The organism is Thermoplasmata archaeon (assembly GCA_035632695.1).
Classification (GTDB): Archaea; Thermoplasmatota; Thermoplasmata; order RBG-16-68-12; family RBG-16-68-12; genus RBG-16-68-12.
Genome location: DASQGG010000027.1, coordinates 17,950 through 35,863 on the forward strand (window position 1 = coordinate 17,950; position 17,914 = coordinate 35,863).

19 protein-coding genes and 1 tRNA gene are annotated in these 17,914 nt (G+C 67.2%); 15 read left to right on the forward strand and 5 right to left on the reverse strand.

What is annotated here, in order from left to right:
- Positions 1-15: 15 nt before the first annotated feature.
- The 3 genes from VEY12_01960 (at position 16) to VEY12_01970 (ending at position 4,216) form a co-directional block, all read left to right on the forward strand.
- Complete coding sequence (locus VEY12_01960; protein HYM38897.1) at positions 16-510, forward strand: hypothetical protein; 495 nt, start codon at positions 16-18, stop codon at positions 508-510.
- Between the two features lie 331 nt (positions 511-841).
- Entirely contained in the window at positions 842-3,115 is a 2,274-nt protein-coding gene (gene katG, locus VEY12_01965; protein HYM38898.1) for a catalase/peroxidase HPI, read from the forward strand.
- Between the two features lie 306 nt (positions 3,116-3,421).
- Positions 3,422-4,216, forward strand: a complete 795-nt coding sequence (locus VEY12_01970) for an FAD-dependent oxidoreductase (protein ID HYM38899.1) — start codon at positions 3,422-3,424, stop codon at positions 4,214-4,216.
- A 4-nt stretch (positions 4,217-4,220) separates the two neighbouring features.
- Here the strand turns inward: VEY12_01970 and sodX are convergent, their stop codons facing one another.
- Genes sodX through VEY12_01990 form a run of 4 tightly spaced genes read right to left on the reverse strand, consistent with a single transcriptional unit; the run spans position 4,221 to position 6,607 of the window.
- Positions 4,221-4,526 (reverse strand): nickel-type superoxide dismutase maturation protease, encoded by a 306-nt coding sequence (gene sodX, locus VEY12_01975; protein ID HYM38900.1) that lies wholly within the window; start codon positions 4,524-4,526, stop codon positions 4,221-4,223.
- Positions 4,527-4,541: 15 nt separating this feature from the next.
- Positions 4,542-5,063 (reverse strand): superoxide dismutase, Ni, encoded by a 522-nt coding sequence (sodN, locus tag VEY12_01980; protein ID HYM38901.1) that lies wholly within the window; start codon positions 5,061-5,063, stop codon positions 4,542-4,544.
- Between the two features lie 58 nt (positions 5,064-5,121).
- Positions 5,122-6,213, reverse strand: coding sequence for an ACR3 family arsenite efflux transporter (gene arsB, locus VEY12_01985; GenBank protein ID HYM38902.1), 1,092 nt, complete (start codon positions 6,211-6,213; stop codon positions 5,122-5,124).
- Entirely contained in the window at positions 6,203-6,607 is a 405-nt protein-coding gene (locus VEY12_01990; GenBank protein ID HYM38903.1) for a low molecular weight phosphatase family protein, read from the reverse strand. Before VEY12_01990 ends, arsB begins: the two co-directional genes overlap by 11 nt.
- 111 nt (positions 6,608-6,718) lie before the next feature.
- On the opposite strand from VEY12_01990, the gene VEY12_01995 reads away from it, so the two are divergent.
- Both VEY12_01995 and VEY12_02000 read left to right on the forward strand, forming a co-directional pair.
- Positions 6,719-8,248 (forward strand): leucyl aminopeptidase, encoded by a 1,530-nt coding sequence (locus VEY12_01995; protein ID HYM38904.1) that lies wholly within the window; start codon positions 6,719-6,721, stop codon positions 8,246-8,248.
- A gap of 55 nt (positions 8,249-8,303) precedes the next feature.
- Positions 8,304-8,957, forward strand: a complete 654-nt coding sequence (locus tag VEY12_02000; protein ID HYM38905.1) for an N-glycosylase/DNA lyase — start codon at positions 8,304-8,306, stop codon at positions 8,955-8,957.
- A 9-nt stretch (positions 8,958-8,966) separates the two neighbouring features.
- On the opposite strand, the gene VEY12_02005 is transcribed toward VEY12_02000, so the two are convergent.
- Positions 8,967-9,179 carry a hypothetical protein gene (locus VEY12_02005; protein HYM38906.1) on the reverse strand — a complete coding sequence of 71 codons (213 nt, stop codon included), beginning with the start codon at positions 9,177-9,179 and terminating at the stop codon, positions 8,967-8,969.
- Between the two features lie 80 nt (positions 9,180-9,259).
- Between VEY12_02005 and VEY12_02010 the strand changes: the two genes are divergently transcribed.
- The 10 genes from VEY12_02010 to VEY12_02055 all read left to right on the forward strand — a co-directional run bounded on the left by VEY12_02010 (position 9,260) and on the right by VEY12_02055 (position 17,875).
- Positions 9,260-10,369 (forward strand): A/G-specific adenine glycosylase, encoded by a 1,110-nt coding sequence (locus VEY12_02010; protein ID HYM38907.1) that lies wholly within the window; start codon positions 9,260-9,262, stop codon positions 10,367-10,369.
- Positions 10,370-10,437: 68 nt separating this feature from the next.
- Positions 10,438-10,881, forward strand: a complete 444-nt coding sequence (locus VEY12_02015) for a hypothetical protein (protein HYM38908.1) — start codon at positions 10,438-10,440, stop codon at positions 10,879-10,881.
- Positions 10,882-10,913: 32 nt separating this feature from the next.
- The gene (gene trmY, locus VEY12_02020; GenBank protein HYM38909.1) at positions 10,914-11,495 is read left to right on the forward strand and encodes a tRNA (pseudouridine(54)-N(1))-methyltransferase TrmY; all 582 of its coding nucleotides are present in this window, start codon (positions 10,914-10,916) and stop codon (positions 11,493-11,495) included.
- Positions 11,492-12,562: a M20/M25/M40 family metallo-hydrolase gene (locus VEY12_02025; GenBank protein HYM38910.1), complete on the forward strand. Its 1,071-nt coding sequence runs from the start codon at positions 11,492-11,494 to the stop codon at positions 12,560-12,562. Before trmY ends, VEY12_02025 begins: the two co-directional genes overlap by 4 nt.
- A 43-nt stretch (positions 12,563-12,605) precedes the next feature.
- A complete protein-coding gene (locus VEY12_02030) occupies positions 12,606-13,802 on the forward strand; it encodes a nicotinate phosphoribosyltransferase (GenBank protein HYM38911.1) in 1,197 nt (398 codons plus the stop codon).
- Between the two features lie 38 nt (positions 13,803-13,840).
- Positions 13,841-14,521, forward strand: a complete 681-nt coding sequence (locus tag VEY12_02035) for a class I SAM-dependent methyltransferase (protein ID HYM38912.1) — start codon at positions 13,841-13,843, stop codon at positions 14,519-14,521.
- Positions 14,514-14,702 (forward strand): hypothetical protein, encoded by a 189-nt coding sequence (locus VEY12_02040; protein ID HYM38913.1) that lies wholly within the window; start codon positions 14,514-14,516, stop codon positions 14,700-14,702. Before VEY12_02035 ends, VEY12_02040 begins: the two co-directional genes overlap by 8 nt.
- A gap of 50 nt (positions 14,703-14,752) precedes the next feature.
- On the forward strand, positions 14,753-15,136 hold the full coding sequence (gene gcvH, locus VEY12_02045) for a glycine cleavage system protein GcvH (protein HYM38914.1): 384 nt from the start codon (positions 14,753-14,755) through the stop codon (positions 15,134-15,136).
- A 52-nt stretch (positions 15,137-15,188) separates the two neighbouring features.
- Positions 15,189-15,263: transfer RNA gene (locus tag VEY12_02050), tRNA-Arg, on the forward strand.
- A 104-nt stretch (positions 15,264-15,367) separates the two neighbouring features.
- Positions 15,368-17,875 (forward strand): DUF6569 family protein, encoded by a 2,508-nt coding sequence (locus VEY12_02055; protein ID HYM38915.1) that lies wholly within the window; start codon positions 15,368-15,370, stop codon positions 17,873-17,875.
- The last annotated feature ends 39 nt before the right edge of the window (positions 17,876-17,914 follow it).

The following is a 17,914-nucleotide window of genomic DNA, read 5'->3' on the forward strand; positions in this document are numbered from 1 at the left end:
GTCCTCTTTCCCACGATGGACTACGCGAAGCAGCTCGACCGGGCTCGGAGCCTTGCGGATCTGTTCGAGCTCGTCAAGCGCGGCGTGTCCGCGGTCGTGGGCCGCAATCGGGCCGGCCTCATGCTCGCCCTCGCCGATCTGGGCAATCATCCGCAGGGATTCCTGGGGGCGTTCTATCCGGTCGCGACGAACGTGATCGTGATGAACAAGGTCCCGCTCCTGCGCATCCAAGAGACGAACCCGGAGCTCTACAAGCCCTACGCGTTCTACGTGCTCCTTCACGAGTACCTTCACTCCGTCGGGTTCGTCGACGAGCTCGTGTGCCGCGACCGGGCCCGCGCGATCGCAGAAACCCTCTTCGGCCCGAGCCACTTAGTCACTCGGATCTCCCAGGATTTCTCCCAGTTCTTCCCGAGCCTCGTGTTCCCGGACGCGGCCTGGCAGCCCCAGGAACTGCGCCTCGAGTTCGTCCCAGACTTCGACCGCGGGTCCGCGTCGTATTTCGCCTAGGTCAATGATGTCATGGCGTCCGCGACCGGATCTCCAGGGGACGCCTGAACCCCGCGGTCACATCCGGGGCCCTCGTGGGCCGTCAGATCCCGCTTCGCTTCGCCGTCGCCTACCGAGTATCCCAGGCCCTCGGAGGCGTCAGCGGGGCCGGCACGCTCGCGGTCATCCTCCGCAGGAGAACTTGACAACCGGTGTTCGATGATAACCCTTATCTCCGGCATCCGCCTGCTCGAGGGGGAAGGCGCGTCCCGGCGGTCCGGGCGTATGCGAAGTCCGAGAGGGCCCACGCGCCCCACACAAGGGCCGGAAAGAGACGACGGGGAGGAATGAGATGGCACCGGTCGACGCAAAGCAACGGGACTCCAAGGAGAACGTGAACGCAACGACCGAGAAGACCGCGGAGAGGCGCCCGGTCGTGCACGGAACGACGAACGTCGGAATGCGCTCGAACAGCGATTGGTGGCCGAATCGGCTGAACCTCAGGATTCTGCGCCAGAACTCATCTCTCTCCAATCCGATGGGCGAGGCCTTCAACTACGCTGAAGAGTTCAAGAAGCTCGACTTCAAGGCCCTGAAGAAGGACCTTCACGCGCTGATGACGGAAAGCCAGGACTGGTGGCCTGCGGATTTCGGCCACTACGGGGGGCTCATCATCCGCATGGCGTGGCACGCAGCGGGCACTTACCGCGTCGGCGATGGTCGCGGCGGTGCTGGCACGGGTCAGCAGCGATTCGCGCCACTCAACTCTTGGCCGGACAACGTGAACCTCGACAAGGCGCGCCGGCTGCTTTGGCCAATCAAGCAGAAGTACGGCAGCAGGATCTCCTGGGCCGACCTCATGGTCCTCGCCGGCAACGTCGCGCTCGAGTCGATGGGGTTCAAGACCTTCGGCTTCGGCGGCGGGCGAACGGATGTCTGGGAGCCCGACGAAGCCGTCTACTGGGGCAAGGAGGACACCTGGCTGGCCGACAAGCGGTACACGGGCGACCGGGAACTCGAGAATCCTCTCGCCGCCGTCCAGATGGGCCTCATCTATGTGAATCCGGAAGGGCCGAACGGCAAGCCCGATCCTCGCGCCGCGGCCAAGGACATTCGGGAGACCTTCAAGCGCATGGCCATGAACGACGAGGAGACCGTCGCGCTCATCGCTGGCGGACATACCTTCGGCAAGACCCATGGCGCTGGCGATCCGAAGCTGGTCGGCCCGGCACCCGAGGCAGCGCCCATCGAGCAGATGGGCCTTGGCTGGAAGAGCAGGTTCGGCACAGGCAAAGGCAAAGATACGATCGGGGGCGGCCCGGAGGTCACCTGGACTGCGACGCCGACGAAGTGGAGCAACAACTTCTTCGAGAACCTGTTCGGCTACGACTGGGAACTGACGAAGAGTCCGGCCGGCGCATACGAGTTCACGGCGAAAGGCAATGCGGCGACGATTCCGGATGCCTTCGACACGTCGAAGCGTCACGCGCCCACGATGCTGGTGACGGACCTCGCTCTGCGGTCCGATCCAATCTACGAGAAGATCTCGCGGCGCTTCTACGAGCACCCGGACGCGTTCGCGGATGCCTTCGCTCGGGCGTGGTTCAAGCTCACGCACCGCGACATGGGTCCGCGCGCACGCTATCTCGGACCCGAGGTCCCGGCGGAGGAGCTCGTCTGGCAAGACCCGGTTCCCGCCGTCAATCACAAGCTGATTGGCGCCAAGGACGTTGCGGACCTGAAGGCCAGAATCCTGGCCTCGGGCCTGTCCGTCTCGCAACTGGTCTTCACTGCATGGGCATCCGCAGCCACCTTCCGCGGCTCCGACAAGCGCGGCGGGGCGAACGGTGCGCGCATCCGCCTTGCGCCGCAGAAGGGCTGGGAAGTCAACGAGCCCGCCCAACTGGCCAAGGTGCTGACGACTCTGGAGAGCATCCAGAGGGCGTTCAACACCGCGCAGTCTGACGGGAAGAGGGTGTCACTCGCTGACCTGATCGTTCTCGGCGGTTGCGCGGGAGTCGAGCAGGCCGCGAAGAAGGTCGGGCACGACGTGACCGTCCCCTTCACGCCCGGCCGCACGGACGCTTCGCAGGAGCAAACCGATGTGGAGTCCTTCAGCTATCTCGAACCGGTTGCGGATGGCTTCCGCAACTACCTCAAGACCAAATTCACCGTGCCGACAGAGGAGCTCTTAGTCGACAAAGCGCAGTTGCTGACCTTGACTGCGCCCGAGATGACGGTTCTGGTGGGCGGCATGCGTGTCCTGAACGCGAACCATGCACATTCGCAACATGGCGTCTTCACGAAGCGGCCACAGACGCTGACCAACGATTTCTTCGTGAACCTGTTGGACACACGCACCGAGTGGAAAGCGACCTCGGATGAGAATATGTTCGAGGGGCACGACCGAAAGACCGGCGAGTTGAAGTGGACCGCCACCCGTGTCGATCTCATCTTTGGCTCGAACTCCGAACTGCGAGCTCTTGCCGAAGTCTACGGCTCGGCCGACGCGCAAGCGAAGTTCGTGACCGACTTCGTTGCGGCATGGAACAAGGTGATGAACGCCGATCGCTTCGACCTTAAGCGAGCCCGTAATGACCCGGTCAATGCAGTAGCTGGCGCCTAGCGGCGTGTGGCGCGCGGGTCGTCAGCGAGGATGAGCAGCTGATGTACTTGGTGCTCCGCGAGCACAGCGGGGCGATGATTCAGAAGGACCTCGTCGGGCATCTTCTAGAGGGCAAAGGTTAGCCGGGTCTTGGACCCGCTCGAGGCGAAACGCGTCGTCGTGAAGGAGCGCAACGGGATGACGGACCGCGTGCGGATCATCGACGGCACAACCAAGTAGGCCTGAATGAGGAAAGCCTAAACGGTTTCCGGCGCACGACAACTACGGACAAACGTTTAAATCGGACCTGGCGGTGCCGACTTCCGCATGATGCAAGGCACCGCCCCCGCCCCGGCGGCGACCCAGGCCAAGCCCGTTTTCAAGGAGGCTCCTCCCAAGTTCCGATCCGGGAGGCACACCGCGATCGTGCAGGAGGTCTTCGACATCGCGCCGAAGGCGCCGGAGACCTATCTCATTCGCTTCACGTTCGAGAACGAGCCCGTGTTCGACTTCGAACCGGGCCAGTTCATCTCGATCTTCGCGGAGAAGGAGGGCAAGAAGATCTCCCGGCCGTACTCGATCGCCTCGTGGCCGGAGAACAAGGACTACCTCGAGCTCTGCGTCAAGGTGGTCGAAGGCGGCTTCATGTCGAACTACCTGCACCACCTCACACCGGGCACCAAGCTCGCTTCCATCGCGCCCCTCGGGCGCTTCGTCCTCCAAGAACCGCTCCTGTACGACACTCTGTTCGTGGCCACGGGGACGGGCGTCGCTCCCTTCGTCTCCCACCTGGGCCACATCTTCCAGAACCACCTGGACGACGGCCACGAGCTCCACCTCGTCTTTGGCACGCGGTACACGTACGAGCTGATCTACCACGACCTGTTCCTGAAATGGGAGCGGGAGCACCCGAACTTCCACTACTACTCGACGGTCTCCCGCCCGGAGACCCCGGACTACAAGGGCCGCGTGGGCTACGTCCAGAAGATCATCCAGAACGAGCTCAAGGACTACGCGAACAAGCAGGTCCTGATCTGCGGGCTCAACAACATGGTCGAGGACGTCCAGAACCTGTGCAAGCAGCTCGGGTTCGCCCTCGTACGGTTCGAGAAGTGGGACTGAGTCCTCAGGCCCTCGCGCGCAGCCGCACCTTGCCGACGATCAAGTGCCGCGGCACCATCCCGAACTGACGGCTGTCCCGGCTATGCGTCATGTTGTCTCCCAAGACGAAGAACCCCGCGAGGGCGTCCCCCGACATGACCCTCTTCACAAGGAACTGCCCCGGGGCCTCGGGGTTCCTCAAGACCACGACGTCCCCTGCAATTGGCGGGCGTTTCCGATAGGCCCAGCGGCTCACGAGGACGTAGTCCCCGGAACGGAGCGCAGGCTCCATGCTGTGGTCGTCCACGCGGAAGCGGGCGAGGGGGAACACGGGCCCCGGATGCGCCTACCCGAGCTTAGGGTAGACGGTCTCGCGCGCGGTCGGGTACGGCGCCTTCGCGCGGTACGTCGCGATGCTCTTCGTCTTCCAGAACGCCTCGGCGATCTCGTTGGCGAGTTTGAGCATGTCCTCGGCCGCGGCCAGGTTGATTTCCTGGCGTCCCTTGCTCCCGGCCTTCAGGGCCTTCCAGATCGTGTCGTGCAAGGACGGAAACGCCTGGAGGTGCTCGGGCTTGAAGTAGTCCCCGTAGAGGATGCGGATCTCGGACTTGTAGATCTCCGCGTGCTGCTCCTTCGTGGCGATGTATCGCGTGAGCTTGTTGTGGTATTCCTGCCTCTGCTCGGCCGTCGCGTTGGGGCCGGGTTTCTCGAGCTGGCCAATCAGGTCGACCATGCGGATGACCGTGTGGGCCGCGAGCTGAGCGTGGTGCGGGTCGTAGATGCCGCACGGGATGTCGCAGTGGGCGTAGGCGACCGGCGCCGGACGGACACGGTCGAGGGCTCGGAGGAGTTTGTGTGCGACGGACATGGTCGCGCCGCAGGCGGCAGCCGTATTTAAACGTGAGGCGGCCCAGGGAACTTCGCGGTCACTTTGGATTCGCCGCGGCTTCCGGGATCGGAGGAACCGCGGGCGTCGTCTTCGGGAACTTCTGTCGGAATCGCAGCGCGACGTTCACGAGGCTCATGAGGACGGGGACCTCGATGAGGGGTCCGATAATGGCCGCAAAGGCCTGGCCCGACGCGATCCCGAACACTCCGATCGTCGTGGCGATCGCCAGCTCGAAGTTGTTGCTCGCCGCGGTGAAGGAGAGCGTCGTCGTCTCCTCGTAGGAGAAGCCGAGGCGGCTGGAGAGGGAGAAGGAGGTGAAGAACATGATCACGAAGTACAGCGCGAGGGGCACGGCGATGCGGAAGACGTCCCAGGGGAGGTTGACGATGCTGTTCCCCCGGAGGGAGAACATGACGACCACGGTGAACAGCAATCCAAGGATCGCGGTGGGCGCGAGTCGCGCCATGAAGGTGTCTTCGTACCAGCGTTCCCCCCGGCGTCGGACGAGGATGGCCCGGGTGGCGAACCCCAGGAGTAGCGGGACGCCCAGGTAGAAGAGGACGGTGGCCGCCACGTCCACAACCGAAATGGGCACGACCTGCGCCGCGGTCAGGCCGCCCAGGACCCCCGAGAGGAACGTGACGAAGAACCACGCGAGGACGGAGTACAGGAGGATCTGGAAGACGCTGTTCAAGCCGACGAGGAGGGCGGCGTACTCCGAGGAGCCCTTGGCCATCGCGTTCCAGACGAGGACCATCGCGATGCACCTCGCCAGGCCCACGATGATGAGCCCGGCCCGGTACAGCGGGAGGTCCGGGAGGAAGATCCATGCGAGGGCGAACATCAGGAAGGGGCCGAGGACCCAGTTCTGGAACAGGGACACCCCCATGAGCCGCCTGTTCCCGGCGAGGCGCGGCAGGTCGCCGTACCGGACGCGCGCGAGCGGCGGGTACATCATCCACATGAGCCCGACGGCAAGCGGGATCGACACGCCCGACCAGGAGATCGAATTGAGCCAACCCGAGAACCCTGGGACCCAGGCTCCGAGTCCGACGCCGAGTACAATGGCCAGCAGGATCCAGAGGGTAGTGAGCCGGTCGAAGAGGCTCAGGGCCGCCTCATCGGCCACGGATCACCTCTCGCAACAGACGCGTTACGCGCTGCTCGATGTCGTCGCGGATACGTCGGACCTGCTCGAGCGATCGGCCGCTCGGGTCGGGCAGCGCCCAATCCACGGCATCCCCGCGGAACGTGGCGGGGCAGACATCGCCGCTGGCACATCCCATCGTGACCACGACGTCCGAGCGCAGGATTTCTTCCCTCGTGATGGTCCGCGGCACGATTCCGCTTAAGTCGATTCCGACCTCTCTCATCGCCTCGATCACCGCGGGATGCACCCGGGACGCGGCCCGTGTGCCTCCGCTGACGACCTCGACGCCATCCCGCGCCTCCCTCCGAGCAAACGCGGCAGCCATCTGGCTCCGTCCCGCGTTCTCCACGCAGACGAACGCGATCCGAACCATGGGACTCCGGAGGGACGCGGGCGGCAGTACTTGAGGCTGACGCACGGAGATTTCGGGGACGCGCGAACCTTAACGTCTGCGGCTCGATTCCCCGTGGGCAGGAGTCACCCTATGAAGATCGGCGTCGAGGTCGGAGACATCGCCCGATGGGAGGACGAAGTCGTCGTCGTGAATCTGTTCGAGGGCGTCAACCACCCGGGCGGCGCGACGGGCGCCGTGGACGCGGCCATCGGCCATCAGATTACCGCGATGATTGCCACCGGAGACATCACGGGCAAGTTCAAGGAGATCGTGGTCTTCCCAACCTTCGACCGGATTCCCGGGAACCGCGTCTTGGTCGTCGGCCTCGGCGAGCGCGCGGACTTCACACTGGACCGGGTGCGCGAGGTCTCGGCCGCGGCGGCCATCAAGATACGCGACATGGGCCTCCGGACGTTCGCGACCGTCGTCCACGGCGCAGGCGTAGGCCATCTGGACCTCGGGGACGCCACGGAGGCCGTCGTGGAAGGCACGCTCCTCGGCCTATACCGCTACACGGAACACAAGACGGACAACGACCACAAGAAGATCGAGTCCGTCACCCTAGTGAACTTGGACAAGGCCCGCGCGGCCGCGATGCGCGAAGCGGTTCACCGGGCCTCCATCATCGCGACCACGACCAACTTCGCGCGTGACTTGGTCAACGCGCCGAGCAACGCGAAGCCGCCGCGCCTCTTCGCGGACCGCATCCGGGACGCCGCCAAGGAGGCGGGGGCCAGGCTCACGGTCTTCGACGAGAAGCAGCTGGAGAAGATGGGTTTCGGCTGCCTCCTAGGGGTGGCCAAGGGAAGCGTCGAGCCTCCCCGTTTCCTTGTCCTGTCCCACGACGGCGGCGGGAAGAGCAAACCCGTCGTCCTCGTGGGGAAGGGGATCACCTTCGATGCGGGCGGGATCGCGCTGAAACCCCTCGAGGCGCCCGGCTCGGACCCCATGTGGCTCATGCGGTACGACATGGGGGGCGCCGCCGCGGCGCTGAGCGCGGTCCTCGCGGCCGCTCGCCTGAAACTCCCGGTGAACGCGGTCGCCCTGGCGCCGCTCACGGAAAACATGCCCAGCGGGAGCGCCCAGAAACCCGGGGACATCGTGCGCGCCTTCGGCGGCCGGACCATTGAGGTCCTGAATCCCGATGCGGAAGGGCGGCTCGTCCTGGCCGACGCTCTGGGCTACGCGAAGACCCTGAAGCCGCAAGCCGTGGTCGATCTGGCGACGCTGACGGGAGCCGTGAAGGTCGCCCTCGGCCGACACGCCGCCGGGATGTTCAGCAACCGAGAGGAGCTCGCGAAGCGCCTCGAGCGCGCGGCCGAGGCCACGTCCGAGCGCGTGTGGCGGCTCCCCCTGTGGGACGAGTACAGCGAGCAAATCAAGAGCGACTCCGCGGACGTGAAGAACACGGGGGGCCGGTCCGCGGGCACAATCACCGCGGCGAAGTTCCTGGAGAAGTTTGCGGATGACGTGTCCTGGGCGCACCTCGACATCGCGGGAACGGCGTGGGTCGAGGACAGCCCCGACTCCCCGAAGAAGTCGTACCTGCCCAAGGGCGCCTCCGGCTACGGCGTGCGGCTTCTCATCCGCCTCCTGCGCGACTGGCAGAGCGTGGAATGAGCGCAATCGGCCGGCTCGGATAGGCTTATGAAAGCCCGGACGGTACGCGGTCACCTTGCCTCGCTATCGGTACCTCGACGTGCTTCGTGAGGAGCTCGTCGACAAGAAGGCAGCCATCGAGGCTCGCCTGGCGGACTTCCGGGAGGTCGGCCGCGGGACGGATGCGCAGCTCTTCGAGGAGCTCTGCTTCGCCCTCCTTGCCATTCAGTCCTCCGCACGAAGCAGCGACGCGGCGGTCCGCGGCCTCGTGCAGGAGGGGCTCCTCTGGTCGGCGGGGTCCGAGGAAATCGCTCGCTACCTTCGGCATCGCACGCGGTTCCACAACCACAAGGCCACCTACATCGTCCGCGCGCGGGAGCGGTTCTTCCCCGATCGCGGTCCCGTCCTGAAGTCGTCGCTCGACCGGTTCCCGGACGCCAAGGAAGCCCGGGCCTGGCTCGCGGCCGAAGTGGACGGTCTCGGGTTCAAGGAGGCGAGCCACTTCCTCCGGAACCTCGGCCGCGGGGACGACCTGGCCATCCTGGATCGGCACATTCTCCGCAACCTGCTCCGCCATCGAGTCATCGGTCGCATGCCCAACACCCTGACCCCAAGACGCTACCTTGCCATCGAGGCGCGCATGGAGGATTTCGCGCACGTCGTCGGGATTTCGCTCGGGGTGCTCGACCTCCTGTGGTGGAGTCGCCAGACCGGTGAGATCTTCAAGTGAGGCCGACCCTCAGAAGGCCTTCCGGTCCCGCAGGAACCAGACGAGCCATAGAAGCCCAATGACCGCGGCGTCCGCGAGCCCCGTGACGAGCAGAATCGTCAGGTCCGTCGCGATGTTCGGGCTCGGAAGGAACGTCACGTACACGAAGAGGAACGCGAACCAGACAAAGGCGATGAGCACGGTCCCGGCGATGCGTGCCAGGAGGGATCCGCGGTAGCTCATCCCCAGGCCCACCGGGGCCGTCGGGGAAAGGGTTTCGGGTTGCGCGGCTCGTTAAGTAGCGGCGCCGCCATGGCAGCAACGTGGACGGCCCGTCGCCGCGCGAGGTGCAGGCGCTCCTCCTCCCCTGGTTCGACGCGGGCCACCGGGACATGCCCTGGCGCCGGACGACGGATCCGTACCGCATCCTGCTCGCAGAGTACCTGCTCCAGCGGACCCGTGTGGCCACAGGCCGGCCCTACTACGAGCGGTTCCTGGAGCGGTTCCCGACGGTCGAGGCGCTGGCCGCGGCGCCCGAAGAGGACGTGCTCCACACCTGGGAGGGGCTGGGCTACTACCGCCGCGCGCGGAACCTCCTCGCGGCCGCGAAGTCCATCGTCCGCGACCACGGCGGCCGGATTCCGACCGATTCCGCGACACTGGCCACCTTGCCCGGCATCGGCCCGTATACGGCCGGAGCGGTCGCCTCCATCGCGTTTGGAGAGCGCATCCCGGCGGTCGACGGGAACGTGACGCGCGTCGTGACCCGCCTTTTCCGCGTCGAGGTCGACGTGACCTCGTCCCCCGGTCGCGCCCGGATTCAGGAGCTCGCGCACGGGCTCGTCCCCGTGGGGCGGTCGGGTCCGTTCAATCAGGCGATGATGGAACTCGGCGCCACGGTCTGCACCCCGCGGAGTCCTCGATGTTCCGACTGCCCGTTCGTCGATCTCTGCCTCGCCCATCGTGCCGGGATCGAGTCCACCCTGCCGCGGATCCTCGCCCGGCGGCGGCCGCGGACCGTGCCGGTGGCCTTTGCCTACGTTGTCTCGCGCGGCCGCACCTTGCTCGTGCGCCGCGGGAGTCGGGAGATTCTCGGAGGTCTCTGGTCCTTGCCGGGAGGCGAACTTCCCTCCGGGTCCGCCGCACATGGGGGACTCCGGTCCCTCGTGTCTGCGCAGACCGGACTGGCGATCACGGTCCGCGGGGAGGTCGCCCGCGTCGCCCACGCGTTCTCCCACCGTCGGTGGTCCGGGGCCGTGTTCGCATGTTCGGCGCAGGGGCGGCTCCACGCCTCCGCGGGCGTCCGGTGGGTAACGCCGGACGAGGCACGTCGGCTGCCGCTCGTCCCGTTCCATCGGGAGGTGCTGGAAGACCTCGCAGCGCGTCCTCGCATCGAGTCCTACGGCCGGTCGAGGCGCCGGCGCGAGGCCTGACTGCGTATCAATGACGAAATTCGCGGGCTCCCTTTGATAGTCTCCGGCGGCTCCTGCCGGCCGATCGCATGACATCGGGAGCGACAGCCGTCCTCGTCTTCCCCGGGCGCCGCATCCAGGACCTCCTCGCGGCGTACGAGAAGGCGCTCATCGACTCGGGGTTCGACATCAAGCAGCACGATTGGACGGGCCAATACTACCTCCACAAGGCCATCCTGGGCAGCAAGGCCAAGGCGTACCTCGTCCGGAAGATGGTGCCGTTCGGCGAGCTCACCAAGTCCGGGAACCGTCTCGGGGCGGAGGCCCAGATCTACCCGTCCGGGAACCTGGCCGTCCTCCGCGTGGCGATCGTCCCGTACATGGAGCTCTTCAACCGCGCGGAGATCGCGTTCCTCACGCAGGGTGTGTTCGAGAAGATCGTCGAGGACGACTGGTCCGTCGAGAAGCTCCACGAGATCGTGAACCGGATGGCGGCCATGGGCTTCGCGGGCCAGATCCCGGTTCACCCCTGAAGCCTTAAGCGCGCCTGCCTCCATCCGCAGGCGTGCGCCGCTTCCTGGTCGTCGGGCACCGCGCGGTCACCACGCCCGACTTCACCTTGGACGATCTCGCGGGTGGCGCCGGCCGGATGGACATCCTCCTGAGTGCCGCGAACGCCGCACTCCTCCTGGCCCACGACATCCGCCGCGACGCCGAAGCGGACCTGCTGCTGCTCGGTCCTCCGGACCCGCCCCGGCTCGTCCGGATTCTTGGCCACCGGGTCCGGACTTATCAGCCCGACCTGCGGAGCAATGCGGCGCTCGTCCGCAAGGCGCTCGAGCACGGTTCCCGGGTCGAGCGGGAGGTCTGGCCCGGGATCCTTGCGTCGAAGACCTCCTTCCCGGAGTCCCTGGACCGACTCGGACCCACGTTCGTGTACCTGAAGGAGGGCGGCAAGGATATCCGCGGGACGCCGGTTCCCGCGGACGCGACCTTCGTGCTCTCGGACAACCAAGACCTGACCCCGGACGAGGAGCGAGCCGTCCTCGCGCGGGATGCCTTGGTCATCGGCCTCGGCCCCCTCGCTGTCCATACGGACCAAGCCATCGTCCTTGTCCAGAACGAACTGGACCGGAGGGGCGTATGAACGAGATGGAATTGATACATACGAAGCTCACCGAGTTCGTACGCATGCCCTCCTCTGCCGAAACCGGCGTATCGGGCATCCTCGAGGCCGCACGCGCCTCCGCGGAGGAAATCGGGCTCCGCCCGACCGTCCACGAAGGCCTCGGGGCGATCGAAGCGTCCTCCGGGCCGGGCGGGCTCCTCCTGAACGGCCATCTCGACACGGTGCCCGTCGCCTCAGGCTGGACGAAGGGGCAGGCGGTCTGGGAAGGGGACATCCTGTACGGCCGCGGCAGCGCGGACATGAAGGCGGGCTGCGTCGCCGCTCTGGCCGCGGCACGCACTCTGGTCGAGCGCGGCAAGCCCGTGTCCCTCCTCTTCACGACGGACGAGGAGACCACCATGGCGGCCTCCAAGGCGCTCGCCGCCTCCCCGGTCGTTCGCGAAGCCGCGGCGGTCGTTGTCCTCGAGCCGACGTCCCTCCATGTGATCGCATCCGAGAAGGGCGTCCTCTGGTACCGCGTGACGACCCATGGCCGCAGCGCCCACGGGAGCCTCCCGCATCTCGGGGACAGCGCGATCCAGCGCACGGCGAGGGCCCTGGGCCGCCTGGAACCCCTGTCGCGCCCCCGCGACGTCCTCGGCGAGATCACCGTGAACCCGGGCCAGATCCGCGGCGGCGTCGCCCCGAACGTGGTGGCAGACGCCTGCACAGTCGAACTGGACTGCCGCCACCCGCCGGCGAGCCCCAAGTCCGAGGTCGAGTCCCTTCTCCGCAACGCCTTCCAGGAGCCCGGAGGGGAGGTGACCTTCGAGCTGGTCCACGAGGTCCCGCCCGCGGGCGTGCCGTTCGACGCCGCCCACGTCCGCGCGCTGCAGGAACTCGCAGGCACGGAGATCCGCGGCGTCGCGTACGCCACGGAGATGGCGTGGTACGCGGCGCACAACCCGCGGTGCGTCGTCTTCGGTCCCGGCGAGACCGCGCGGATCCACGTTCCCGACGAGCGGGTCTCCCTGCGCGAGACCGTCCGCGCCGCGGACCTCCTCGTGCGGTATGCCGAGCGGCTCGCGGCCCTCCCGGAAGGTTAGACCAAAACCTATATCTCCCGAGGCAGGTAGCGCCCGGGACACCATGACCGGGTCGGACCGGGGCCGGGACTTCTACATCGCCACGGAGGACGAGATCCACGCGGGCAAGACCACGGACGTCTACTTCCTTCGGACCCTGGAGGTCCTCAAGAAGGCGGGGAAGGACCGCACGGTCGTGGACGCGGAGGTGACCACGGGCGGTCTGCCGAACGGCTGGCCCTGGGGCATCCTGGCCGGCGTCGAGGAGGCCGTCCATCTCCTGAAGGGCAAGGGTACGAGCCTGTGGTCGCTCCCGGAGGGAACCCTGTTCCAGCCGCGCACCCCACGGGGGGTTCCGTTGCCCGTGATGAGCCTCCAGGGCCCGTACGGTGACTGGGCGCTGTACGAGACGCCCGTCCTGGGCCTGATCTGTCAGACGAGCGGCATCGCGACGAAGGCGGCGCGCCTCCGCAAGCTGGCGAACGGCAAGCAGATCTTCTCCTTCGGAGTGCGGCGGATGCACCCGGGGATCGCCCCGCTCATCGAGCGCTCCGTGTACGTGGGCGGGCTGGACGCGATCACGACGCCGTTGGGCTCGTCCATCCTCGGCCTACCCGCCATGGGCACCATGCCCCATGCCTTGGTCATCGTCATGGGCGGGCCCCGCGAGGCGTTCCACGCGGTCCAGAAGTACCTGGAGAAGCGCGTGCCGCGGATCGCCCTCGTGGACACGTACTACGACGAGAAGACGGAGACCCTGCTCGCCCTCGAGGAGATCCCCGACCTCGTCGGCGTGCGCCTGGACACGCCTGCGTCCCGGCGCGGTAACTTCCCGCAGATTGTGCGCGAGATCCGGTGGGAGCTTGACGTCCGCGGGCACAAGGACGTCAAGATCTACGTGTCCGGGAACATCGACGAGAAGACGATCCCCGCGCTCCTGGCCGCGGGGGCCGACGGCTTCGGCATCGGGACGTCCTTGAGCAACGCCCCGACGATCGACTTCGCCTGCGACATCGTGGAAATCAACGGAACGCCCGTGGCCAAGCGCGGCAAGTTCGGCGCGCGCAAGGAACCCCTGCGATGCCCCAAGGACGGCACGTACGAGGTCGGCGTGAGCAAGTGTCCGACGTGCGGGGCGACCATGAAGCCCGCCTACGTTCAGTACCTGGACCGGGGTGAGCCAGCGGCCGAGCTTCCTTCCCTGGGCGAGATCCGGAGCCGCGTCATCGCCGAGGTGGATCGCGCGGCCCTCGAGACCTAGGCGCGCCCTTTATCGGGCCGCAGGCGCCTTTCGGCATCGTGGCCCTCGCGACGAAGGCGGAGGTTCGCGCGACCTACGAGCGCATCGCGGAGCCCTTCGCCGCCTCGCGCGAGGAGCCGTGGCCCGAGGTTCTCCAGTTCGGATCCTCCCTGCCCGAGGCCGCGCGGATCGCGGACGTGGGCTGCGGCAACGGCCGCCATGCGCGCACCTTGGCCTCCACGGGCCGTTCCATCGTGGCCGTCGACTTCGCCCGCAACCTCCTCCTGATTGGACGTCGCGGCTCCCGCGGTCGCGTCTGGGGCGCGCACATCGCCTGGATCCAGGCGGAGGCCACCACGTTGCCCCTGCGCGACGGGTGCATGGATGCCGCCATCTGCGTCGCCGTGCTGCACCATCTCCCGACCGTCGGGGAGCGGGTCCGCGCGCTCCGCGAGCTCCGCCGCATCGTGGCCTCGCGGGGTCGCGTGTTCGTGAGCGTGTGGGCGCTGGACCAGCCGCGGTTCCGGAAGGCGGTCGACGCGCGCCGTCAGCTGCCGCGGGAGGTGCAGGGCGACATCGAGGTCCCCTGGACCATGCCCGACGGCGTGGTCATTCCGCGGTACTACCATCTGTTCCAGGAGGGGGAGCTGGAGCAGTTGATTATCGAATCCGGGCTTCACGGAGAAAGGTTTTTCCGGGGCCCTGGGAACCTGTTCGCCGAGGCATCAGTCCGTGGCTGACCTGGGCACGACCATCAACGACTTCCTGACGTCGATTGCCCGGAACCCGGTGTACCTGCTCCTCACCGTGGGGCTCGTCGCGGTCCTCCTCCTCGCCATCGTCGCGCACCACATCCACAAGATCCGCAGCCAAGAGATTTTCGTCCATCAGGCATGGGGCGCGAACTGGAAAGGACGCTAGCCCGAAATCCTCATAACGGCTCGGAGTCTTCGTGGCGGCTCGGTGTCGTTGTGTCGAAGATCCCCGACGACCTGCGCTACACGAAGAACCATGAGTGGGCCAAGCTCGAGGGGAAGCGCGCTCGCATGGGCATCACAGACCACGCGCAGAACGAGCTGACGGACGTCGTCTACGTGGAGTTCCCGCCGGTCGGTAAGACGGTCGCCCAGGGCGAGGTCCTCGGCACCGTGGAGTCCGTGAAGGCCGTGAGCGAGATCTACTCGCCGCTGAGCGGCAAGGTCGCCGAGGTGAACAAGGTCCTCGACGACACGCCGGAGCAGGTGAACAAGGACCCGTACGGCGCAGGATGGATGGTCCTCCTCGAACTTTCGAACCCCGCGGAGTTCTCGAAGCTCCTCGATGCCGCGGCGTACAAGAAAATCGTCGGCGACTGAGTCTGGCATGGCGGTGAGGAATCCTTTTATCGGCCAGCACGGTTTGGCGGCCGGGCGCGTCGGCTAGTTTGGACTAGGCTATGGGCCTTCGGAGCCTAAGACAGGGGTTCGAATCCCCTCGCGCCCGCTACGTTTCGGGGTCGTCGGCCTTTGTCAACGCGGGGTCGTTTGACATTGATAGGCTGAAATACCGGATATACACGGTGTCGATCCAGTTCAAGAAGGGCCGGGATGCCTTCCACCGGGGAGTCGCCCCTCGCGCGCTTCGCGAGGGGCATCGTCGAGGGCGACGGACGGTCGATTGGAACGCCCTCGTTGTCCGACGACGGCTCGGCCGTGGTCCTGTCGATCCTCATGGGCCGTGGCGGCGCGCGAGGCTACGTCTTGGCGAACGAGGTGGCGGACGAGGTCTCGTTCATCGACCCGGGTAGGATTGACCGGGTGCGGATTCGCAACGAGTCGCGCCGCCGGATCTTCCTCCCGCCCGGGACGCTCTTGGCGGGGGAGGGGACTGCGTCCCGCGGCATCACCCGCGGCGTCCTCGTGGACCCCCGATCGATGGTGGACGTGGAGGTGAGGTGCGTTCACGCCTCGGCCCCCGTCCGGGCCCACGCGCCCCTCGAGCTCGGTGGGTCCGTCGCTCCTCTCCGCGTCCGACAGGCGCTGATGTCGCGCGACCAGGGGCTCGTGTGGGAGGCGGTTCGTGAGTTCATCGCCACCCGAGCCCCCTCGGTCAGGAACACCGACGATCTCATGGCGGCTCTCGGGATGGCATCCTCCGCCGCGTCGCTGCCAAGCGCGACGCCGTCCCCTTCGTCTATTCAAGGCGACCCGTGTGGCATGATTGTGCTCGGCGCTGCCGGTGTGGAGGCCATGGAAGTGTTCGACGGCCCCGAGCCGTGGGCGCGAGCCTCCCCGGACCTCGCGGACGGGCTCCGGGGTGAGTCCTCCGCCGCGACGTTCCTAACGCATCAGGTTATCGCCGGAAAGGCGATTGAGCTCGCGAAGGCATGGCTTCTCCGTCTCGCCGAACTCGCGCAGGGTCCCGGGACTCGGCAGACCTGGGTTGCGGCGGATTCCTCGGCGGAATGGACGGTCCTGGGCGGGGAGGTCATCCATCTCCTCGCCTTCCGTGGGAGTCCTTGGAGCCAGCTCCCGGCCGCGCCGGGTGGCACGCTCGGGGGGGCAGAGGCTCCGGACGGACTTTCGCAACTGCCACCGGGAATCACTGCACCCGCACCGGGGGAGGGCGATGTCGCGGTCGCCGTGGTCGCCGCATCGGACGCCGAGGACGACTCGGCGGCTCCCGCGCCCCCGGTCCGCATCCGGCGTCGGAAGGTCCTCACGAGCGGCTGGGACGCATCCACGTTCGGATCCCTGGAGCGCTTTGCCTCCAAGGAGTTCGGGGGGGACCGGTCCGCGGCGATGCGCTTCCTGGTGAGGCAGGGACTCCTGGGTCGCGGATACTTCGGTCCCCGGGCACCGCCGTCCTATCACGCCCCTGCCGCATCGCAGGAGGCCCTGGGTGACCCGGGCCAGCTCGAGCCCGACCACGCCACCGTCGAAGCCCGGATTTCCGACTATGGGAGGATCGCCCAGACCGAGGCGTACGCGGAGTGGCTTCGCGATCGCGCGCGGCAGGAGCTCGCGCGGATGGCCTCCGCTCTGGAGGATCCCGTCCTGCGCGAGGCTGCGCAGGCGGCGTTGGACCGGCTGCCATCGTCACCACCCGAGCCCGAGTTCCTGGAGACTCCTCCCGCCGAGGCGATTCCTCCCCCGCCTCCCGTGGACGTGCGTCCGCTCCTGCGGCGCGCCTTCGCCGCAAGCGCTGCCGGTCAGTTCTCGGACGCCCTCCATCTCTTCGACGAGGTGCTTGACGCCGAGCCCGACCACCGCACCGCGCTCCTCGGCCGCGCGGTCGCCCTGCGGCGGTCCGGGAAGTCCCAGGAGGCGCTCGAAGCGCTGGATCTGGTCCTGCGGCTCGAGCCCACGAACGCCGCGGCGCTCCTGAACCGCGGGCGCGTCCTGCAGGAGCGCGGGGAGTTCCAGGCCGCCCTGGAAACGTACGACCGGCTCGCGGCGGTCGCTCCGAACGATTGGGACGTGTGGGTGGCCCGCGGGGACGTCCTGGCCCGGATGGACCGCGAGCCCGAGGCGCTCAACGCATACTCGGAGGCCCAACGGCGCAACCCCGATGACGAGAGCCTCAAGGCCAAGATCCGCGGCATCGAGAGGGCGAGGGTTCCCCCGCCGACCTCCGCCTCGCGAGTCGCGCTCCCCCGGGACGTGCAGGAAGGGCAGTCGTACCTAATCCGAGGAGGGCCGCCGGACCTGGGCTACCGGGTCTTCCGCGCGCTCTCCATCCGGTCCGTGCCCTGCCTCTTGGTCACGCCTCGCGATGCGGACCGGGTGCGGGGCGAGCAGGGACTCGGGGGCGTACGGATCCTCGAGCTGACCACGGAACCCGGCGGAGACCGCGTCCCGCCGAGCTCGCTCGTCGGGCTGACGAACGCCATCGAGCACTTTCTGACGGTGAACCGCGGCCGAGCCGCCATCCTGCTCGAAGGGTTGTCCCTGCTCGTGGAGACCAACGGCTTCCGCGACACGGCGCTGTTCCTGGCCCGCGTGAACGAGTCCATCCTCCCCTCCCAAGGCATCTTCCTGGTGTCCGTCGCACGTGGAGAGCTGGCCGAGAAGGAGGCCGCCATCCTCGAGCGCGACCTTCGGGTTTTGTCCTGATCCCGCTCGCGACGTCACCCTCATACGCAGGCGCGGACT

Coding starts and splice junctions, on each gene's coding strand:
- VEY12_01960 (HYM38897.1), top strand. CDS start 16: ATGGACTACGCGAAGCAGCTCGACCGGGCTCGGAGCCTTGCGGATCTG.
- katG (HYM38898.1), top strand. CDS start 842: ATGGCACCGGTCGACGCAAAGCAACGGGACTCCAAGGAGAACGTGAAC.
- VEY12_01970 (HYM38899.1), top strand. CDS start 3,422: ATGATGCAAGGCACCGCCCCCGCCCCGGCGGCGACCCAGGCCAAGCCC.
- sodN (HYM38901.1), bottom strand. CDS start 5,063: ATGTCCGTCGCACACAAACTCCTCCGAGCCCTCGACCGTGTCCGTCCG.
- VEY12_01990 (HYM38903.1), bottom strand. CDS start 6,607: ATGGTTCGGATCGCGTTCGTCTGCGTGGAGAACGCGGGACGGAGCCAG.
- VEY12_01995 (HYM38904.1), top strand. CDS start 6,719: ATGAAGATCGGCGTCGAGGTCGGAGACATCGCCCGATGGGAGGACGAA.
- VEY12_02005 (HYM38906.1), bottom strand. CDS start 9,179: ATGAGCTACCGCGGATCCCTCCTGGCACGCATCGCCGGGACCGTGCTC.
- VEY12_02015 (HYM38908.1), top strand. CDS start 10,438: ATGACATCGGGAGCGACAGCCGTCCTCGTCTTCCCCGGGCGCCGCATC.
- VEY12_02025 (HYM38910.1), top strand. CDS start 11,492: ATGAACGAGATGGAATTGATACATACGAAGCTCACCGAGTTCGTACGC.
- VEY12_02030 (HYM38911.1), top strand. CDS start 12,606: ATGACCGGGTCGGACCGGGGCCGGGACTTCTACATCGCCACGGAGGAC.
- VEY12_02055 (HYM38915.1), top strand. CDS start 15,368: ATGCCTTCCACCGGGGAGTCGCCCCTCGCGCGCTTCGCGAGGGGCATC.